Raw genomic sequence first — 18,237 nt, 5'->3', positions numbered from 1 at the left:
AGGGCCGGGATCGCCATATCCAGCGCGCCGCTGGCGTCAGTCATCTGGCTAACAGTGAGGCCGCTATGGTGAATTTCAATCTGCTCATTCTTGTGGCACGGCGCTTTCAGCGACAGGTGCGCCAAGGCACCGGGCGCTGCGGTCGCGTGCGCGCTGATCCTGCAACTCGATGTTCTGGGGACAGCGGGTACAGCGCGGGGTGCCGGTGTGACATTGACCGGATCGGCATCTGATACTGTAGCCGACGTCAGCACGATACCGTCCAGCCCCGACAGAATCGAAGACTGATCGGCAACGGAGGCCACATCAACACCGCCCTGCGCGCGGTTCTGCTGCGCAGCCGGTCCGTTCTGCATCAGATAGCCTATGCCCAAGGCACAAGCGACCGTTCCGCACATGGTTACGTAGTTGCGAACTACAAACAAGACACCCTCCCCAGTTGAAGGAGCAGCTTGCACTCTCGCCACCAATCGCGGCCAATTTGTGGCCGCGAGACGGACTCATTGTGATGAAAGGGTGTTAACGTTAGGTCAATCTGCCGTGGCAGTGTTTGAACTTCTTTCCGGATCCGCAGGGGCACAGGTCGTTTCGCGACGGGTTACCCCAGGTTGACGGATCGCCCTCATCAAACCCCGGCAGGGCATCGCCTGACGCCGCCGCTTCGGCCTTGGCCTCGGCTTGGCTTGCGGCTTTGTCCACGGCCTGTTGTGCCTGCGCCTGTTGCGCCGCCATCTGCGCCAGCATTTCCTTCTGCTCTTCTTCGGTCAGTGGCCGCACGCGCGACAATTGCTGTGTCACGGTTTCCCGCAAACCGTCCAGCATGGTTTCGAACAGCTGGAAGCTTTCGTTTTTGTATTCGTTCAGCGGATCGCGCTGGGCATAGCCGCGGAAACCCACGACCGAGCGCAAGTGTTCCAGCGTCAGCAGATGCTCGCGCCATTTGGCATCGATGGTCTGCAACAGCACCTGCTTTTCGATGTTGCGCATGTTTTCGGGACCAAAGGCAACCGCCTTCTGGGCCATCATCTCATCTGCGGCCTTAACCAAGCGCTCCCGCACTTGCTCGTCATCCACGCCTTCTTCGGCAGCCCAGTCCTGAACCGGGGCGTCGATGGTCAGCTTGTCCTTGATCGCCGCATGCAGACCGTCGGTATCCCACTGATCCGCATAGGATTTCGGCGGCATGTATTCGTCAATGAGATCGTCAATCACCTGCTCGCGCATATCCGAGACGATCTCGGACAGGTCATTGGCCGACATGATTTCGCGGCGCTGGCTAAAGATCACCTTGCGCTGATCGTTCATCACGTCGTCGAATTTCAGAACGTTCTTGCGCATGTCGAAGTTGCGGCCCTCGACCTTGGACTGCGCGCGTTCCAGCGACTTGTTCACCCAGGGGTGAATGATCGCCTCGCCTTCTTTCATGCCCAGCGTGGTCAGCACCTTGTCCAGCCGTTCCGAGCCAAAGATGCGCATCAGGTCGTCTTCAAGGCTCAGGTAGAACACGGTACGGCCCGGATCGCCCTGACGGCCCGAACGGCCGCGCAGCTGGTTGTCGATGCGGCGACTTTCGTGGCGTTCGGACGCCATCACATAAAGGCCTCCTGCGGCCAGAACCTTTTCTTTTTCTTCCGCGTGGCGTGCTTCTTCTGCGGCACGCAGGTCTGACGGATCAGCCTCGGGGTTGTCCGCCATCGCTTGCAGCACCTTCATTTCGACATTGCCGCCCAGCTGAATGTCTGTACCGCGACCGGCCATGTTGGTGGCGATGGTCACCGCGCCCAGACGGCCGGCATCGGCAACGATCTGCGCCTCCTGCTCGTGCTGGCGGGCGTTCAGAACATTATGCGCGATGCCTTCCTTGGTTAGCATCTGGCTCAGCAGTTCCGATTTCTCGATCGAGGTCGTGCCCAGCAGGACCGGCTGGCCCGTTTCCTGCGCCTTCTTGGTTTCTTCGATCATCGCGCCGTATTTTTCCATGGCAGTGCGATAGACCTGATCATCCTCGTCCACACGGGCAATCGGCTTGTTGGTCGGAACCTCGACCACGCCCAGGCCGTAAATCTCGGCAAATTCCTCGGCCTCGGTCAGGGCGGTCCCGGTCATGCCGCCCAGCTTTTCGTATAGGCGGAAATAGTTCTGGAAGGTCACGCTGGCCAGCGTCACGTTCTCGGGCTGAATCTGCACGTTTTCCTTGGCTTCGATGGCCTGGTGCAGACCCTCGGACAGGCGGCGGCCCGGCATCATGCGGCCGGTAAACTCGTCGATCAGAACGACATTGCCGTCGCGCACGATGTAATCCTTGTCGCGCTGGAACAGCTTGTGCGCGCGCAGACCCTGATTCACGTGATGCACAACGGTCGTGCTTTCCGGGTCATACAGCGAATGGCCTTCGGGAATCAAACCGGCAGCCAACAGCTGCTGCTCCAGAAACTCGTTGCCCTCATCCGTGAAGGTCACGTTGCGGGCCTTTTCGTCCAACGTGTAGTGTTCGTCGGTCAGGCTCGGGATCAGCGCATCGATGGCGGTATACAGGTTCGAGCGGTCCTGTGCCGGGCCCGAGATGATCAGCGGCGTCCGCGCCTCGTCGATCAGGATCGAATCGACCTCGTCCACAATCGCGAAATTGTGGTGTTTCTGGTAAACCTGCTCCAGATCGGCCTTCATGTTGTCGCGCAGATAGTCAAAACCCAGCTCGTTGTTGGTGGCATAGGTGATGTCGCATTTATAGGCGGCCAGTTTCTCTGCATCAGGCTGGCCCGACCAGATCACGCCGGTGGTCATGCCCACGGCAGCAAACACCTTGCCCATCCATTCCGCGTCGCGCTTGGCCAGGTATTCGTTCACCGTGACCACATGCACGCCCTTGCCGGTCAGCGCGTTCAGATACGCCGGGAAGGTCGCGACCAGTGTCTTGCCCTCACCCGTCTTCATTTCCGAGATGTTGCCCTGATGCAGGAAAACACCGCCCATCAGCTGTACGTCAAAGGCGCGCAGTCCCAGCGCGCGGCGGGCACCTTCGCGCACGTTGGCAAAGGCTTCGGGCAGCAGATCGTCAAGGCTTTCGCCATCCAGCGCGCGTTTGCGCAGGTCTTCTGTCTTGTCGATCAGGTCCTGATCGGACAGCTTCTCGAACTCGGGTTCCAGCGCGTTGATCTTTTCGATCAGGGGGCGGGTCGCCTTGATCTTGCGGTCGTTCGGTGTTCCGAACACCTTTTTGGCGAGCGTTCCGAGTCCCAGCATGTTCACTCCAGCGGATCTGTTCTTGTCTTGGTTTTTGACAGGCTTGCCCACCTTGCGCGCAACCCATAGATACGGGGGGTGAAAGGCGGCCCTGTCCAAGGCTTCAAAGCGATGTAAGCGGCAGGTTCCAGAGTGTCAACGCTGCGCCCTGCCGCGGCAAGGAAATAGGATGATTCAATGCCCAAAGGCCTCACTTTTCTGCCATCGCTGGCTCTGACCGCCATGATGGCCTTGCCGCTGGCCGCCGAAACCCAGCCGGATGCATCCACCGTGGTGGCGCGTGTGAACGGGGATGAGATCACTTTGGGTCACGTGATCGCAACCGTTGCCGCCCTGCCGCCGCAATACCAGCAGGCCGAAGATGATGTATTGTTCGACTTCGTACTGGAACAGCTGATCCAGCAGCAACTGCTGGGGCAACAGCAGGATGGGCTGAACAAACTGAACACGCTGCGGCTGAAAAATGAAGAACGCTCACTTCTGGCGGTTCAGACCGTCACAGCCCTGACCGATACGGTTGTCACGGACGAGGCCATTCAGGCAGCCTACGACGCGCAGTACAACGATTTCGCGGGCGAAGACGAATTCGATGCCAGCCACATTCTGGTCGAGACCGAAGAACAGGCCAAGGACCTCAAGGCGCAGCTCGATGACGGCGCCGATTTCGCCGAACTCGCGCGCGAGCACTCCACCGGTCCGTCCGGCCCCAATGGCGGCGCGCTGGGCTGGTTCGGCAAGGGCCAGATGGTACCGGAATTCGAAACAGCCGTGGTCGCGCTCGAAAAAGGGCAGGTGTCCGACCCGGTTCAGACGCAGTTCGGCTGGCATGTGGTCAAGCTGAACGACAAGCGCAAAACCGAAGCGCCCGCGCTGGACGCCGTGCGCGAAGAGCTTGCACAAACCGTTCAGCAGGACGCCATTCAGGCACGCATCGATGAACTGACACAGCAGGCCCAGATCGACCGCCCCGCTCTGGAAGGTGCCGGACCCGAAGTCCTGCGCCAGCTGGACCTGATTCAGGAGTAACCCCCGTGGCCAAGATCACCAAGGTTTCGCCGCTAGCGCCAGCGTCCTTCCCTGATTTGCCTGCAATTGACGGTGTGCGGTTCGCCACCGTCGCGGCGGGCGTGCGATATCAGGGCCGCACCGATGTCATGCTGGCCGTGCTGGACCCGGGCACATCTGTGGCCGGGGTCTTTACCCGTTCGGCCACACGGGCGGCACCGGTTCTGGATTGTCAGGACAAGACCGGCGGGCCCAGTGATGGCCCGGCGGCGATCCTGGTGAACTCGGGCAATGCCAATGCCTTTACCGGGCATTATGGTCAGACCTCGGTGGCCGAGGTGACGCAGGCCGTCTCGAAGGCGACTGGTGTTCCGGTCGAGCGGGTCTTTACCTCCTCCACCGGCGTGATTGGTGAGCCGCTGGCTCATGACCGCATCATTGCCAAGCTTGAAACGCTGAAGGCGGGTCTCAGCCGTCACGCGATCGAAGACGCCGCACGCGCGATCATGACCACGGACACCTTCCCGAAAGGGGCCGTGGCGCAGGTCGAAATTGATGGCAAAACAGTCTCTATTGCGGGGATTGCAAAGGGTTCGGGCATGATTGCGCCAGATATGGCGACGATGCTGGTCTATATCTTCACCGACGCGCAGGTCGAACAATCAGCGTTGCAGGCGATGCTGAGCGCGCAGACAGACCGGACGTTCAACTGCATCACCGTGGACAGCGATACATCCACCTCGGACAGCCTGCTGCTGTGCGCCACCGGCGCTTCGGGTGTGGACGCCACCGGCAACGCGGCTTTCGCCGAGGCGTTGGAAGCCGTGATGCTGGATCTGGCCCAGCAAGTGGTGCGCGATGGCGAAGGTGCCACGAAATTCGTCGAAATCCGCGTAAAAGGGGCCGCAACAGACGCTGACGCCAAGATCCACGGCCTTGCCATCGCCAACTCTCCGCTGGTCAAAACCGCCATCGCGGGCGAAGACCCGAACTGGGGTCGTATCGTCATGGCCATCGGTAAATCCGGTGCCGCGGCGGACCGCGACCTGCTGAGCATTTCCTTCGGCGACATCCTTGTGGCCGAAAAAGGCTGGGTCAGCCCCGATTACAGCGAAGACGCAGCTGCCGCTTATATGAAAGGTCAGGATCTGGTCATCGCCGTTGATCTGGGCCTGGGCGAAGGCAATTCCACCGTCTGGACCTGCGATCTGACGCACGGATATATCGAGATCAACGCGGATTACCGCTCGTGAAAACCGTGTTGGTCTCTGCTGTCGCCCTGATCGACATCGAGGGCCGGGTGCTGTTGGCCCAACGCCCCGAGGGCAAATCCATGGCCGGTCTTTGGGAGTTTCCCGGCGGCAAGATCGAGCCCGGCGAAACCCCCGAGGCCGCCCTGATCCGCGAATTGCACGAGGAACTGGGCATCGACACCTGGGCCTCGTGCCTTGCCCCCCTGACCTTCGCCAGCCACAGCTATGATGATTTCCACCTGCTGATGCCTCTGTTCGCCTGCCGCAAATGGCAGGGCATCCCACAGTCGAAAGAGGGGCAGGCGCTGAAATGGGTCCGCGCAAATGACCTGCGCAATTACCCCATGCCGGCCGCGGATGTGCCCCTGATCCCGATCCTGCGGGATTGGTTGTAGGGGCTCAAAAGGCGTCAGGCGCTAACGGCCCGAATTTCGGCTTGGCGGATTTATTTGCCGATTTGTGGTAGTGTTCGAGTGCTTTCTCAATGGTGAAGGAGTACCTCGTTATGATTGCAAGTCGAGTTGGAAAGCTTTGGGGGTCCAGGATTGCTTTGATTTTGGCCTTATTTGTTTTGGCGGTTCATAGTGCCAAAGCAGATGATGCGAAGACTGCGATAACGGTCATGATCGAAGAACAGGCCCGAATTGACCGCTACGTCGAACTCGATTTTGCACGGCAAGATCTTTTGTTTCACCAGACGAGCACGATCCTGGCCCTATACGGTGATTACAACTCCTACACCAAATCGGACGGCACTCAGGCCAATGGCTCTGACATGACGCGATTCAGAAATCGGGTCACTGAATACGTGCCTGCTGCCATCGTGGATTTCCGCCGAAAGTCCCAAAGAGACAAAACAATTTCAGAGGATGAGGCAAGCAAGGCGGAAGCCGCCGAAGCCTTGATGGAAGAGATGCTTTTGGCCGCAGGTGAAATCATTGAACTTTGCGACGCCAACAAGCCCTATGAGGCAAGTCTCGTTTACCGCGATAAGACAATGCCCTTGAACACGAAACTTTTGGGGTTGCTGTACACGTTGCGCTCAACATCTGTTGGTCGTTTTAAAAAAGCAGCATTAAAAGCTAAGTATCAGTAACCGCGCCAACCTGCCGAAGGTCGAATTCTGTTTGCCGGTCCGGCGTCCCTGCTGCACACAGGACCTGTTTGGTACGGTAATTGCGTGGGACGAACGGGTTCCTCGTAACAGTCTGCATTTGTACATATTGTACAAAACGTAACATCACCCTTCTGCACCTGTTACAATTCGTAAGAATTGAGAAAACATCAGGCAAAACTTGACGCTGATCGTGCGGGTGTCCCAAATCGGGGCACTGGCATCCGGGGGCTTTCCCGGATCCGCCATTTCCGGCTTAGAGGAGGCCGGATGGGGAGGAGAAAAAGATTGGCTCAGACGCAGTCGGGCGCCGAAGGGTTGCACTCCCTTCCGGCGCTTCTACACCGCAACGCGACCCAGTTCGGGGATGCCCCGGCCTATCGGGAAAAAGAATTTGGGATCTGGCAATGCTGGACCTGGGCTGAAGCGGCCAAGGAAATTCGCGCGCTCGCTCTTGGATTTCTTGAAATTGGCGTTGAGCGCGGTGACCACATTGCCGTGGTCGGACGCAACCGGCCAGCGCATTACTGGACCATGGTCGCGGCACAGATGGTCGGTGCAATTCCGGTGCCTCTGTATCAGGACGCAGTCGCCGAAGAGATGACCTATGTGATGGAGCATTGCGGCGCGAAATACGTCGTCTGCGGTGATCAGGAACAGGTCGACAAGGTCATCGAAATTCAGGAAAAAGTGCACCAGATCAAGCACATCCTCTATACCGACAAGCGAGGGATGCGGAAATACGACCACAGCCAGATGAACGCGCTGGAAGACCTCATGGCCGAAGGTCAGGCAGGACATCAGCGGTTTGATGCAGAGCTGGACAAGCGCATCTCTGAGATCACCTATAACGACACCTGCGTCATGCTTTATACCTCGGGCACAACGGGCAAGCCCAAGGGGGTGGTTCTGTCGAACCGCAACGTGATCGAAAGCGCCAAGAATTCAGCGATCTTCGACCATCTGACCCGCGATGAAGATATCCTCTCCTACCTACCAATGGCATGGGTTGGGGATTTCATCTTTTCCATCGGTCAGGCCTATTGGTGCGGGTTCTGCGTGAACTGCCCGGAAAGCGCCGACACGATGATGACCGATCTGCGCGAAATCGGGCCGACCTATTTCTTCGCCCCGCCGCGCGTGTTTGAAAGCCAGCTGACCAATGTAATGATCCGGATGGAGGATGCGAGCAAGCTGAAACAGCGCATGTTCCATCACTTCATGGCGCATGCCAAAAAGGTGGGCGGCAAGTTGCTGGATGGCAAACCCGTCGGCTTTGGCGACCGGATGAAATACGCGCTGGGTAACCTGTTGGTCTATGGGCCGCTCAAGGATACGCTGGGCTATGGCCGGTTCCGGGTTGGCTATACAGCGGGTGAAGCGATCGGACCGGAAATCTTTGATTTCTATCGATCTTTGGGCATTAACCTGAAACAGCTTTACGGTCAGACCGAAGCAACCGTGTTCATCACCGTACAGCCGGATGGTGAGGTTCGGGCCGATACGGTTGGCGTGCCCGCGCCGGATGTTGAGATCAAGATCGACGACAAGGGCGAGATCCACTACCGCTCGCCCGGCGTGTTTGTCGAATATTACAACAACCCGGATTCCACGGCATCAACCAAAGATGCCGAAGGCTGGGTGGCAACGGGTGATGCCGGGTTCATCGAGGAAAGCTCGGGCCATCTGCGGATCATCGACCGGGCCAAGGACGTGGGCAAAATGGCCGACGGGTCCATGTTCGCGCCGAAATATGTCGAGAACAAGCTGAAGTTCTACCCCGATATTCTCGAGGTCGTTCTGTTCGGAAACGGCAAGGATCGCTGTGTGGCCTTCATCAATATTGACCTGACAGCGGTCGGCAACTGGGCGGAACGCAACAACGTGGCCTATGCGTCCTATCAGGAACTGGCGGGCCATCCGCGTGTGTTAGAGACGATCAAGGCGCATGTGGAAGAGGTCAACAAATCGGTAGCGGCTGATGAAATGCTGTCCGGTTGCCAGGTGCATCGCTTTGTGGTGCTGCACAAGGAACTGGATGCTGATGATGGTGAGATGACCCGCACCCGGAAAGTTCGGCGCGGGTTTGTCGAAGAGAAGTTCCACGACATCATTGCGGCGCTTTACGACGGGTCCGAAAGCGTCTCGACCACGACCGAAGTGACCTATGAGGATGGGCGCAAGGGATCGATTAGCGCGACGCTGAAAATCGTGGACGCGCCGGTTGTACCGGTTGCGCAGCACAAGGTGGCAGCGGAATGAGGGCCGCCACAGCACCGCGCGACCTGCGGCCATCGCCCTGTCCGCCATCCCGTTTTTGCGCAAGTCAGGGAGTGACTGATGCTGGATAACGCCGAAGGATATGTCACCGAAGACGGTCGCAAGATCGGCGGCGTGGTGATGGAGATGAAGAACATCACTCTGCGCTTTGGCGGCGTCGTGGCGATCAAGGATATCTCGTTCGATATTCGCGAGGGTGAGATTCGCGCCATCATCGGGCCGAACGGGGCCGGAAAATCATCGATGCTGAACGTCATCTCGGGGTTCTATGTCCCGCAGGAGGGCGAGGTCTGGTTCCACGGATCAAAACGCCCAGCGATGCGGCCCTTTGAGGTGGCGCAGCAGGGGATCGCGCGGACGTTCCAGAACATCGCCCTGTTCGAGGGGATGAGCGTTTTGGACAACGTCATGACAGGGCGTTTGAATTTCATGCAGACCAACATCCTCCAGCAGGCCTGGTGGAAGGGAAAGGCCGAGGCGGAAGAGGTTGAAAACCGTGAGGCGGTCGAGAAGATTATCGATTTCCTTGAAATCCAGCACATCCGAAAAACGCCCGTGTCGCGCCTTCCATACGGGTTGAAAAAGCGGGTGGAACTTGCGCGTGCTCTGGCGGCAGAACCAAAGCTCTTGCTGCTGGATGAACCGATGGCGGGCATGAACGTTGAAGAGAAAGAGGACATGAGCCGCTTTATCCTCGACGTGAATGACGAATTCGGCACCACCATCGCCCTGATCGAACACGATATGGGCGTGGTGATGGACCTGAGCGACCGCGTGGTCGTGATGGATTACGGCAAGAAGATTGGTGACGGCACGCCCGACGAGGTGCGCAACAATCAGGAAGTCATCGACGCCTATCTGGGAGTCAGCCATGACTGAGACCAAAGCAGATATCCGGGGAGGCACATATGCCTGAGCAGTTAATCTTTGCCACGGAGGTCATCCTTAACGGTCTGATGGCCGGGGTGCTTTATGCGCTGGTCGCGCTGGGCTTTGTGCTGATCTACAAGGCGTCGGGAATTTTCAATTACGCGCAAGGGGTTATGGCCCTGTTTGCGGCGATGACACTGGTCGGGATCATGAACGGGCAAGTGCCTTTCGCGCATTTGATCAACGCGACCTTCGGCACACATGTCTATAACTTCGGCTGGACCATCCCCGCCCTGTTGGCGATCATCCTGACAATGGGCGTGATGGTTCTGTTGGCCTGGTGTGTGCAGCGCTTTGTCATGCGGCATCTGGTTGGGCAGGAGCCGATCATCCTGTTCATGGCCACGATCGGTCTGGCCTATTTCCTTGAAGGCGTGGCCGACCTGATGTGGGGATCCGAGATCAAGACGCTGGATGTGGGTCTGCCCCAGGGCATCAACCTGTGGATCGACGAGGTCACCTTTAACATCTTCGGCTATGGTTTCTTCATCGACAACCTCGACATCGTGGCAACCGTGATCGCGGCGCTTCTGGTGGCGGCGCTGGTGGCCTTTAGCCAGTACACAAAGCAGGGGCGGGCCATGCGCGCTGTGGCGGATGACCATCAGGCGGCACTTTCGGTCGGGATCTCGCTCAACTTTATCTGGGTCATGGTTTGGTCGGTGGCCGGGTTCGTGGCGCTGGTCGCGGGGATCATGTGGGGCACCAAATCGGGCGTGCAGTTCTCGCTGTCGCTGATCGCGCTCAAGGCGCTGCCGGTGTTGATGCTGGGCGGGTTCACCTCGATCCCCGGTGCCATCGTCGGCGGTCTGATCATCGGTGTGGGCGAGAAGCTGTTCGAATTCTCGATTGGCCCGCTGGTCGGCGGCGCGACCGAGAACTGGTTCGCCTATGTGCTGGCGTTGATCTTCCTGGTGTTCCGACCACAGGGTCTCTTCGGTGAAAAAATTATCGAGAGAGTATAGATGGATAACCTGAACCCCCTTTTCAAAGCCCTGCCGATTGCCTTGCTGATTTATGGGCTGACCCGTTCGCTGGTTGAGTGCTTTGAGATCAACCTGGCGGGTTCAAGTATTGCAATGACAGGCGATACGGAATGGCAGATGAGGATGCTTGTTTACGCAGGATATTTGCGGGCGATGGATTCATTGTTCTTCTACGCAGCCTTGGCCGGAGTGGTTCATTGGCTGAACGTTAGAACCAGAGGTGCCCCGGCATGACCAAGGTGATCGCCATCATCAACGTAATCGCATGGGCGGGGTTCTGGGCCTTTGGCTACATCGCGCTGACCTCGAATGACCTGACAGACAGCCAGTTGACGATTGCCGCGATCCTGGCCTTTGCCGGGCTGATCATGGGCGTTCTGGCCTACCTGAAACTCGTGCGCGCCTCTGAGGCGAGCGGATATGCCAAAGGGTCCAGCCAGCTGGACGCCGCGACCCGTAACCGGGCGCAGGAAGAATGGGGAAAGTAACAGATGTTCTATCGTGAGGCCGGAGATTTCAAAACCTCCTACGTGGATGACAGCCAGACTTTCCCGATCAAGTTCGACCGGTACCGGTACTATGTCGTTCTGGCGGTGGCGTTTGGGATCATTCCGTTCATCATCAACGACTATTGGGCAAACGCCCTGCTGCTGCCCTTTCTGATCTATGCCATCGCGGCGATCGGATTGAACATACTTGTGGGCTATTGCGGGCAGGTCAGCCTTGGTACAGGCGGTTTCATGGCGGTGGGTGCTTATGCCTGCTACAAGTTGATGACCGCATTTCCAGACGTCAGCATGTTCATTCATGTCCTGCTGGCTGGTGGCATTACCGCGATTGTAGGCGTTTTGTTTGGCCTGCCTTCCCTGCGGATCAAGGGGTTCTATCTGGCGGTGGCCACGCTTGCGGCACAGTTCTTTCTGGTCTGGCTCTTCAACCGGGTGCCGTGGTTCTACAACTACTCGGCCTCGGGCCAGATCAACGCACCGGAACGTGACGTGTTCGGCATTATCATCTCGGGCCCGAACGCCCCGGCCTGGGCGACATACCTGTTCTGCCTGATCTTCCTGACCTTCAGCGCCATCATTGCGCGCAACCTGACCCGTGGCACGACCGGGCGGACATGGATGGCGATCCGCGACATGGATATCGCCGCCGAAATCATCGGGGTGAACCCGCTGAAAGCCAAGATCAGCGCTTTCGCTGTCAGCTCGTTCTTTGTGGGCATCGCCGGGGCGTTGTTCTTTGCCGTCTATCTTGGCGCGGTCGAGGTGGGCGAAGCATTCGGCATCCAGAAGTCGTTTCTGGTGCTGTTTATGGTGATTATCGGTGGATTAGGCTCGATTTTCGGGTCTTTTGCCGGGGCGGCATTCCTGGTGCTGCTGCCGGTTCTGCTCAAACTGGTTGGCGTCGATCTTCTGGGTTGGCCGACCGATATCGTTGCCCATCTTCAGCTCGTGATCGTGGGCGCGCTGATCATCATGTTCCTGATCCTCGAGCCCCACGGTCTGGCCCAGTTGTGGCGCGTGGCGAAAGAGAAACTCAGACTCTGGCCGTTCCCGCACTGAGGGCTGGCCCAATCATAAAGACGGGTGATCAAGCCCGAACTCAATATCGGATCAATCAAGGGAGGAGACACCCGATGAACAAGAAACTGGCAACTGTGGCGCTGAGCGCCCTGATGGCGGCAGGACCTGCGATGGCGGATCTTGTGTTCCCGTCGCTCAGCTATCGAACCGGGCCCTATGCGGCCGGTGGTATTCCGTTCGCGGACGGTTACGCCGACTATTTCACGCTTCTGAACGAGCGGGACGGTGGCATTGGCGGTGTACCTGCAAACGTGATCGAATGTGAAACCGGGTATAACACCGAAAAAGGCGTGGAATGTTATGAGTCCACCAAAGGTGAAGGCGCACTGGTGTATCAGCCGCTGTCGACCGGAATCACCTATCAGCTGATCCCCAAAGTAACCGCCGACGGCATTCCGTTGCACACAATGGGGTATGGCCGGACCTCGGCTGCGAATGGCAAAGTGTTCAGCCATGTGTTCAACTATCCGGCCAACTACTGGAACGGTGCGTCCGGTGCGATCAACTATCTGTTGGATGAAAATGGCGGTGACCTGAGCGGCAAGAAGATTGCGCTGGTCTATCACAACTCGGCCTATGGCAAGGAACCGATCCGGACGCTGGAAACTCTGGCTGAAAAGCATGGGTATGAGCTGTCCTTGCTGCCGGTTGATCACCCGGGCCAGGAGCAGAAGTCGCAATGGCTGCAAATTCGCCGCGAAAAGCCTGACTATGTCATCATGTGGGGCTGGGGCGTCATGAACCAGGTTGCGGTTCAGGAAGCGGCCAACATCCGTTTCCCGATGGAAAACTTCATCGGTGTCTGGTGGTCGGGCGCGGAATTCGACGTTCAGCCTGCTGGGGAAAAAGCGACCGGTTACAAGGCGCTGACCTTTACTGGCCTTGGCATGGACTATCCTGTCTATGACGACCTGAAAAAGTACGTCGTTGACTCGGGCAAGGCTGCAGGTGCCGGCGATCAGCTGGGTACAGTTCAGTACAACCGTGGTCTTTATGCCGCCATGCTGGCAGCCGAGGCTGTGAAAACGGCGCAGGCGATGCACGGAACCGCTGATATCGACGCATCGATGATGCGCGATGGCATGGAAGCATTGGAAATGACCAACGCCAAGATGGAAGCTCTTGGCATGTCCGGGTTCGGCCCTGAATTCTCGGTCTCCTGCGAGAACCACGGCGGCCCAGGCCTTGTCGGTGTTGTTCAGTGGGATGCGGCGACTGGCGCCTGGAACCCGGTACAGGACTTCAAACCGACAGATGCCGAAGTTATCGGCGCGTTGATCGATGAAGATTCCGGTGCCTACGCAACCGAAAACAGCATCTCGCCACGTTGCGAGTAAGGCATGTTGCGCCACGGATGTGATCCGGGGCGTTCAGACAACCGGAGCGGCGGGTCGCCTGCCGCTCCTCACGAACAGCCCCGGAACGGGCAGGCATGAGGAAACGCGCTGATGCTGGATGCGGCACAAACCACTGACGTGCAGGCGGAAACCCTGCTTGAGGTCAATAATATCGAGGTGATCTACAACCACGTGATCCTCGTGTTGAAAGGCGTCAGCCTGAACGTTCCAAAGGGCGGCATCACAGCACTGCTGGGCGGCAATGGCGCGGGCAAGACAACCACGCTCAAGGCCGTTTCGAACCTGCTGCATTCCGAACGCGGAGAAGTCACCAAAGGTTCGATCAAGTATCGCGGCCAGAACGTGCATGAAAGCGATCCGGCCGATCTGGTTGAAAAGGGTGTCATTCAGGTGATGGAAGGCCGCCACTGTTTCGAGCACTTGACCGTCGAGGAAAACTTGCTGACCGGCGCATATACTCGAAAAGACGGGGCTGCTGCGGTCCAGCGGGATCTTGAGATGGTTTACGCATATTTTCCCCGGCTCAAGGAACGCCGCCGGTCGCAGGCAGGCTATACATCGGGTGGGGAACAGCAGATGGTTGCCATGGGGCGGGCGTTGATGTCGCGGCCCGAGACGATTTTGCTGGACGAACCCTCAATGGGGCTTGCTCCGCAGCTGGTCGAAGAGATTTTCAGTATCGTGAAGGACCTCAACGAAAAAGAGGGCGTGTCCTTTCTGCTGGCAGAGCAGAACACCAACGTCGCCCTGCGCTTTGCACATTATGGTTACATTCTTGAATCCGGGCGTGTCGTGATGGATGGCCCGGCAGCCGACCTGCGCGAAAACCCGGATGTGAAAGAGTTCTACCTGGGTATGTCCGATGAGGGCCGCAAAAGCTTTCGCGATGTGCGGTCCTATCGTCGTCGCAAAAGGTGGCTGTGAGCGGATGGAGGATATGGCGATGACCTATTTCGACGCACTCGAAACACGCTCGACAGACGAACGCGCCTCGGATCAGGCCAGGGCACTAGTGGAGCAGATTAAACGCGCGATGTCGGCCCCTGGATTTGCGTCGCATTTGTCAGAATCAGACACTAATAAGGTAATGTCAGCAGAAGATTTGCCGACATTGCCCGTTCTGCGGAAATCGGATCTGACCCGAGCACAAGCCAAACGCCCCCCGTTTGGCGGATTTACGGTAAAACCGGCGCGGCATTTCCATCATGTGTTCCAGTCACCCGGACCGATCTATGAGCCGGGCAGCACTGATCACGACTGGTGGCGCATGGGCCGTTTCCTGAATGCTGCGGGTGTTGGCGCAGGGGACATCGTCCAGAACTGTTTTGGGTATCACCTGACCCCGGCCGGTATGATTTTTGAAAACGGCGCACGCGCTGTTGGCGCGGCTGTTCTGCCCGCAGGAACCGGACAAACCGAGTTGCAGGTGACTGCCGCCCGCGACGTTGGCTGTACGGCCTATGCAGGCACGCCGGATTACCTGAAAGTCATTCTGGACAAAGCCGACGAGATGGGCGTTTCACTGCATTTCTCGAAAGCCGCCGTTGGCGGAGGCGCTTTGTTCCCGTCTTTGCGACAGGAATATGCCGATCGGGGTATCTCGTGCCTGCAATGTTACGCGACAGCGGATCTGGGCAATATTGCTTATGAAAGCGCCGCGATCGACGGGATGATCATCGACGAGCACGTGATTGTCGAGATTGTTACACCGGGAACCGGAACTCCGGTGGCGCCGGGTGAGGTGGGTGAGGTCGTGGTAACCTCACTCAACCCCGATTACCCGCTGATCCGCTTTGCGACGGGCGACCTGTCCGCCGTGATGCCGGGAATTTCTCCTTGCGGTCGCACGAACACCCGGATCAAGGGTTGGATGGGGCGTGCAGATCAGACAACCAAGATCAAAGGTATGTTCGTGCGACCGGAACAGGTTGCCGCGTTGGTCGACAAGCATGAAGAAATCGTCAAGGCCCGCGTCATCGCCACCCGTCAGGGCGAGATGGATTCGATGACTGTCCAGATCGAAAGCACAGGCGGGGATGATACGGCATATGCCAGATCGGTGGCCGAAGTGCTGAAACTGAAAGGCGCAATCGAAGTCGTCGCCCCCGGCTCGCTGCCCAAAGACGGGCTGGTGATTGAGGATCAGCGCGTCTACGAATAGCAGTGAAAATCAGGTCTGCGGCAGTTTGTGTCGCAGATTTGTTGACCGACGCACTGGTGTTTCCGAGCATTTTGGTCGATTAAAGGCAGACCCTAAGCCTTTGCCAATCAAAAGCCGGGATGATGGCCCAGATCGACTATTCAGAAAACGGATCACGCAATCGCGGTGTACGCGGCACACGGCTGTTGGCCGCTGTCGCCTATCTTGTGGCTGCCGCGTGCCTGCTGCCCATGGTGGCCGTGGTCTTGGCAGCGGTGACCGGCGGAACAGATACGATCTCGCACCTGATGGACACGGTGTTGCCCGGCTATACCGTGACGACCCTGATCCTTGTGGTTCTGGTTGCGTCGGGTACGTTCAGTATCGGCACGGGCGCTGCCTGGTTGGTGACGATGACCCGCTTTCCCGGTGTCAGGATCCTTGAGATCGCGCTGGTCTTGCCGTTGGCCTTTCCGGCGTATGTGCTCGCCTATGCGTACACCTTTATTCTGGATCATCCGGGTATTGTTCAAAGCACCTTGCGAGATGTAACGGGCTGGGGGCCGCGCGACTACTGGTTCCCTGAAATCCGCTCGACCGGGGGCGCGGCGGTGATGCTGATTCTGGTGCTTTACCCCTATGTCTACCTGCTGGCACGGGCTGCGTTCCTGCAACAAAGTGCTACGGCGTTTCTGGCGGCGCGGGCGCTGGGCAACAACCCATGGCTGGCGTTTCGGCGCGTCTCGCTGCCGATGGCGCGCCCGGCAATCGCCGGTGGCGTGCTTCTGGCCATCATGGAAACCATCGCCGATTTCGGAACCGTGTCGTATTTCGGTGTGCAGACCTTTGCGACCGGGATCTACACCAGCTGGTTTTCCATGGCCGACCGAGCGGCGGCGGCGCAGCTGGCGTGGTGCCTGCTTGTCTTTGCACTGATCATGGCTGTGGCCGAGCGCACCCAACGCGGTAAGGCAAAATACTATCAGGCAGGAAAGAAACATGCTGCCCAACCGGCGGAAGATCTGACCGGTCTTCGCGCCGTCGCGGCATTCTTGTTATGTACGATACCCGTTATCTTCGGGTTTCTGCTGCCCGTTATCATACTGGTCGAGATGGGTTTGGAATCGGAACAGAACCTGCTGTCGCGGCGCTATATCGGTTTCATCCAGAACTCGCTGACCCTTGCCGGCACGGCCGCGGTCGTCACTGTCTTTGCGGCGATCTGTGTCGGGTTCTTTCAACGTCTGAGACCCGGGCGCGCGTCGTCTGCGACGGCCTACATGGCGCGGCTGGGATATGCCGTGCCCGGTGGCGTCATCGCAGTCGGCTTGATTGTACCTTTCGCCAGCTTTGACAACGCGCTGGATGCCTGGATGCGGCAGACCTTCGATGTATCGACTGGGTTGTTGGTTACAGGCTCGATTTGGTTGCTGGTTGCCGCTTACATGGTGCGATTCCTTGCTGCCGCGCTCAGCGCATATGAAGGGGGGCAAAGCACGGTTCATGCCAATATGGATGCCGCGGCCCGGTCGTTGGGGCAAACACCGCTGGGAACATTGCGGCGCGTTCACCTGCCCATTCTGACACCGTCGCTGCTGACTGCGCTGTTGATCGTCTTTGTGGACGTAATGAAGGAATTGCCTGCCACCCTGATCATGCGCCCGTTCAACTTCGACACACTGGCCGTACAGGCATACAGGCTTGCCTCGGATGAGAGGCTTGAGGGTGCCGCCGTGCCCTCACTGGTCATTCTGGCAGTCGGCCTGCTGCCGGTAATCCTGATCTGCCGTCAGGTTGGTCGGCGGTAACACTTGTGTTGTAAATGCCGGACAACCGCGCATCAGGCTTGATTCAAACATAATTTCCGGCAAGGCTGGCGGTATGAACATGCAGCCTCCCAACCGGTTTTCGGCAAGCGCAGCGCAGATGCCCGTGGCCTTTGACCGGCACGAGATGTCGCAAATCCTGTCCGTTTATGGACGGATGGTCGCCGCCGGAGAGTGGCGGGACTATGGTATCTCAAACCTGCGCGACATGGCGGTGTTCTCGATCTTCCGGCGCACTGCTGAGCACCCGATCTACCGCGTCGAAAAGCACCCGCGCCTGAAATCCCGGCAGGGGATGTACTCTGTCATCGGTATGGATGGCCGCATCCTGAAACGCGGCCACGATCTGCGAGCCGTCCTGCGGGTGCTGGAACGCAAGCTCATCCGGGCCGTAAACCCGGATTAAAGCACCCCGCCAAAAACCTGAATCGTGTGGATTCCCATGAGAGCTGAATTGTGATTCATCCTGTTTGGGAGGATGGATCATGTCGGCACCTTTACCGGAAGCGCTTC

General features: G+C 58.3%; 16 protein-coding genes and 1 pseudogene. 15 read left to right on the top strand and 2 right to left on the bottom strand.

The genetic code is table 11. The features are described 5' to 3' along the window. A pseudogene (locus AC2FLZ_RS19625) lies at positions 1–425 on the bottom strand (hypothetical protein); the annotation flags it as partial. A 100-nt stretch (positions 426–525) separates the two neighbouring features. Further along, positions 526–3,243, bottom strand: a complete 2,718-nt coding sequence (gene secA, locus AC2FLZ_RS19620) for a preprotein translocase subunit SecA (RefSeq protein WP_480554334.1) — start codon at positions 3,241–3,243, stop codon at positions 526–528. Positions 3,244–3,420: 177 nt separating this feature from the next. Here secA and AC2FLZ_RS19615 point away from each other — a divergent pair, with 177 nt between their 5' ends. From AC2FLZ_RS19615 to AC2FLZ_RS19545, 15 genes are all read left to right on the top strand, one after another. Next, the gene (locus AC2FLZ_RS19615; RefSeq protein ID WP_480606707.1) at positions 3,421–4,269 is read left to right on the top strand and encodes a peptidylprolyl isomerase; all 849 of its coding nucleotides are present in this window, start codon (positions 3,421–3,423) and stop codon (positions 4,267–4,269) included. 5 nt (positions 4,270–4,274) lie between these two features. Further along, entirely contained in the window at positions 4,275–5,501 is a 1,227-nt protein-coding gene (gene argJ / locus AC2FLZ_RS19610) for a bifunctional glutamate N-acetyltransferase/amino-acid acetyltransferase ArgJ (protein WP_496882632.1), read from the top strand. Next, positions 5,498–5,896, top strand: coding sequence for an 8-oxo-dGTP diphosphatase MutT (gene mutT, locus AC2FLZ_RS19605; protein ID WP_267363933.1), 399 nt, complete (start codon positions 5,498–5,500; stop codon positions 5,894–5,896). Before argJ ends, mutT begins: the two co-directional genes overlap by 4 nt. An 89-nt stretch (positions 5,897–5,985) precedes the next feature. Next, entirely contained in the window at positions 5,986–6,597 is a 612-nt protein-coding gene (locus tag AC2FLZ_RS19600; protein ID WP_480546052.1) for a hypothetical protein, read from the top strand. A gap of 306 nt (positions 6,598–6,903) precedes the next feature. Next, positions 6,904–8,877, top strand: coding sequence for an AMP-binding protein (locus AC2FLZ_RS19595; protein ID WP_480518158.1), 1,974 nt, complete (start codon positions 6,904–6,906; stop codon positions 8,875–8,877). Positions 8,878–8,955: 78 nt separating this feature from the next. Continuing rightward, positions 8,956–9,774, top strand: coding sequence for an ABC transporter ATP-binding protein (locus AC2FLZ_RS19590; RefSeq protein WP_480474340.1), 819 nt, complete (start codon positions 8,956–8,958; stop codon positions 9,772–9,774). A gap of 29 nt (positions 9,775–9,803) precedes the next feature. Continuing rightward, on the top strand, positions 9,804–10,790 hold the full coding sequence (locus AC2FLZ_RS19585) for a branched-chain amino acid ABC transporter permease (protein WP_480474339.1): 987 nt from the start codon (positions 9,804–9,806) through the stop codon (positions 10,788–10,790). Further along, positions 10,791–11,045 carry a hypothetical protein gene (locus AC2FLZ_RS19580; RefSeq protein ID WP_480474338.1) on the top strand — a complete coding sequence of 85 codons (255 nt, stop codon included), beginning with the start codon at positions 10,791–10,793 and terminating at the stop codon, positions 11,043–11,045. It abuts the gene before it with no gap. After that, positions 11,042–11,299, top strand: coding sequence for a hypothetical protein (locus AC2FLZ_RS19575; RefSeq protein ID WP_480474337.1), 258 nt, complete (start codon positions 11,042–11,044; stop codon positions 11,297–11,299). Before AC2FLZ_RS19580 ends, AC2FLZ_RS19575 begins: the two co-directional genes overlap by 4 nt. Before the next feature lie 3 nt (positions 11,300–11,302). Beyond that, a complete protein-coding gene (locus AC2FLZ_RS19570; RefSeq protein ID WP_480482437.1) occupies positions 11,303–12,379 on the top strand; it encodes a branched-chain amino acid ABC transporter permease in 1,077 nt (358 codons plus the stop codon). A gap of 74 nt (positions 12,380–12,453) precedes the next feature. Further along, the gene (locus tag AC2FLZ_RS19565) at positions 12,454–13,737 is read left to right on the top strand and encodes an ABC transporter substrate-binding protein (RefSeq protein WP_480474335.1); all 1,284 of its coding nucleotides are present in this window, start codon (positions 12,454–12,456) and stop codon (positions 13,735–13,737) included. Positions 13,738–13,848: 111 nt separating this feature from the next. Next, a complete protein-coding gene (locus AC2FLZ_RS19560; RefSeq protein ID WP_480474334.1) occupies positions 13,849–14,682 on the top strand; it encodes an ABC transporter ATP-binding protein in 834 nt (277 codons plus the stop codon). Positions 14,683–14,701: 19 nt separating this feature from the next. Further along, positions 14,702–15,919 (top strand): phenylacetate--CoA ligase family protein, encoded by a 1,218-nt coding sequence (locus tag AC2FLZ_RS19555; RefSeq protein ID WP_480554338.1) that lies wholly within the window; start codon positions 14,702–14,704, stop codon positions 15,917–15,919. Positions 15,920–16,041: 122 nt separating this feature from the next. Then, positions 16,042–17,706: an ABC transporter permease gene (locus AC2FLZ_RS19550; protein ID WP_480554339.1), complete on the top strand. Its 1,665-nt coding sequence runs from the start codon at positions 16,042–16,044 to the stop codon at positions 17,704–17,706. A gap of 73 nt (positions 17,707–17,779) precedes the next feature. After that, complete coding sequence (locus tag AC2FLZ_RS19545; RefSeq protein ID WP_480474332.1) at positions 17,780–18,130, top strand: DUF2794 domain-containing protein; 351 nt, start codon at positions 17,780–17,782, stop codon at positions 18,128–18,130. Positions 18,131–18,237: the final 107 nt, after the last annotated feature.

It is taken from the genome of Ruegeria sp. YKSF131, assembly GCF_059612645.1.
Note: the sequence above shows the minus strand (reverse complement) of the source record. Positions and strands in the feature narration are given on the sequence as shown.

Bases quoted from the DNA above. Each gene is read 5' to 3' on its own strand.
- AC2FLZ_RS19615 (WP_480606707.1), top strand. From the start codon at position 3,421: ATGCCCAAAGGCCTCACTTTTCTGCCATCGCTGGCTCTGACCGCCATG.
- AC2FLZ_RS19555 (WP_480554338.1), top strand. From the start codon at position 14,702: ATGACCTATTTCGACGCACTCGAAACACGCTCGACAGACGAACGCGCC.
- AC2FLZ_RS19590 (WP_480474340.1), top strand. From the start codon at position 8,956: ATGCTGGATAACGCCGAAGGATATGTCACCGAAGACGGTCGCAAGATC.
- AC2FLZ_RS19585 (WP_480474339.1), top strand. From the start codon at position 9,804: ATGCCTGAGCAGTTAATCTTTGCCACGGAGGTCATCCTTAACGGTCTG.
- AC2FLZ_RS19580 (WP_480474338.1), top strand. From the start codon at position 10,791: ATGGATAACCTGAACCCCCTTTTCAAAGCCCTGCCGATTGCCTTGCTG.
- AC2FLZ_RS19550 (WP_480554339.1), top strand. From the start codon at position 16,042: ATGGCCCAGATCGACTATTCAGAAAACGGATCACGCAATCGCGGTGTA.
- secA (WP_480554334.1), bottom strand. From the start codon at position 3,243: ATGCTGGGACTCGGAACGCTCGCCAAAAAGGTGTTCGGAACACCGAAC.
- AC2FLZ_RS19565 (WP_480474335.1), top strand. From the start codon at position 12,454: ATGAACAAGAAACTGGCAACTGTGGCGCTGAGCGCCCTGATGGCGGCA.
- AC2FLZ_RS19600 (WP_480546052.1), top strand. From the start codon at position 5,986: ATGGTGAAGGAGTACCTCGTTATGATTGCAAGTCGAGTTGGAAAGCTT.
- AC2FLZ_RS19570 (WP_480482437.1), top strand. From the start codon at position 11,303: ATGTTCTATCGTGAGGCCGGAGATTTCAAAACCTCCTACGTGGATGAC.
- AC2FLZ_RS19575 (WP_480474337.1), top strand. From the start codon at position 11,042: ATGACCAAGGTGATCGCCATCATCAACGTAATCGCATGGGCGGGGTTC.
- AC2FLZ_RS19545 (WP_480474332.1), top strand. From the start codon at position 17,780: ATGAACATGCAGCCTCCCAACCGGTTTTCGGCAAGCGCAGCGCAGATG.
- AC2FLZ_RS19560 (WP_480474334.1), top strand. From the start codon at position 13,849: ATGCTGGATGCGGCACAAACCACTGACGTGCAGGCGGAAACCCTGCTT.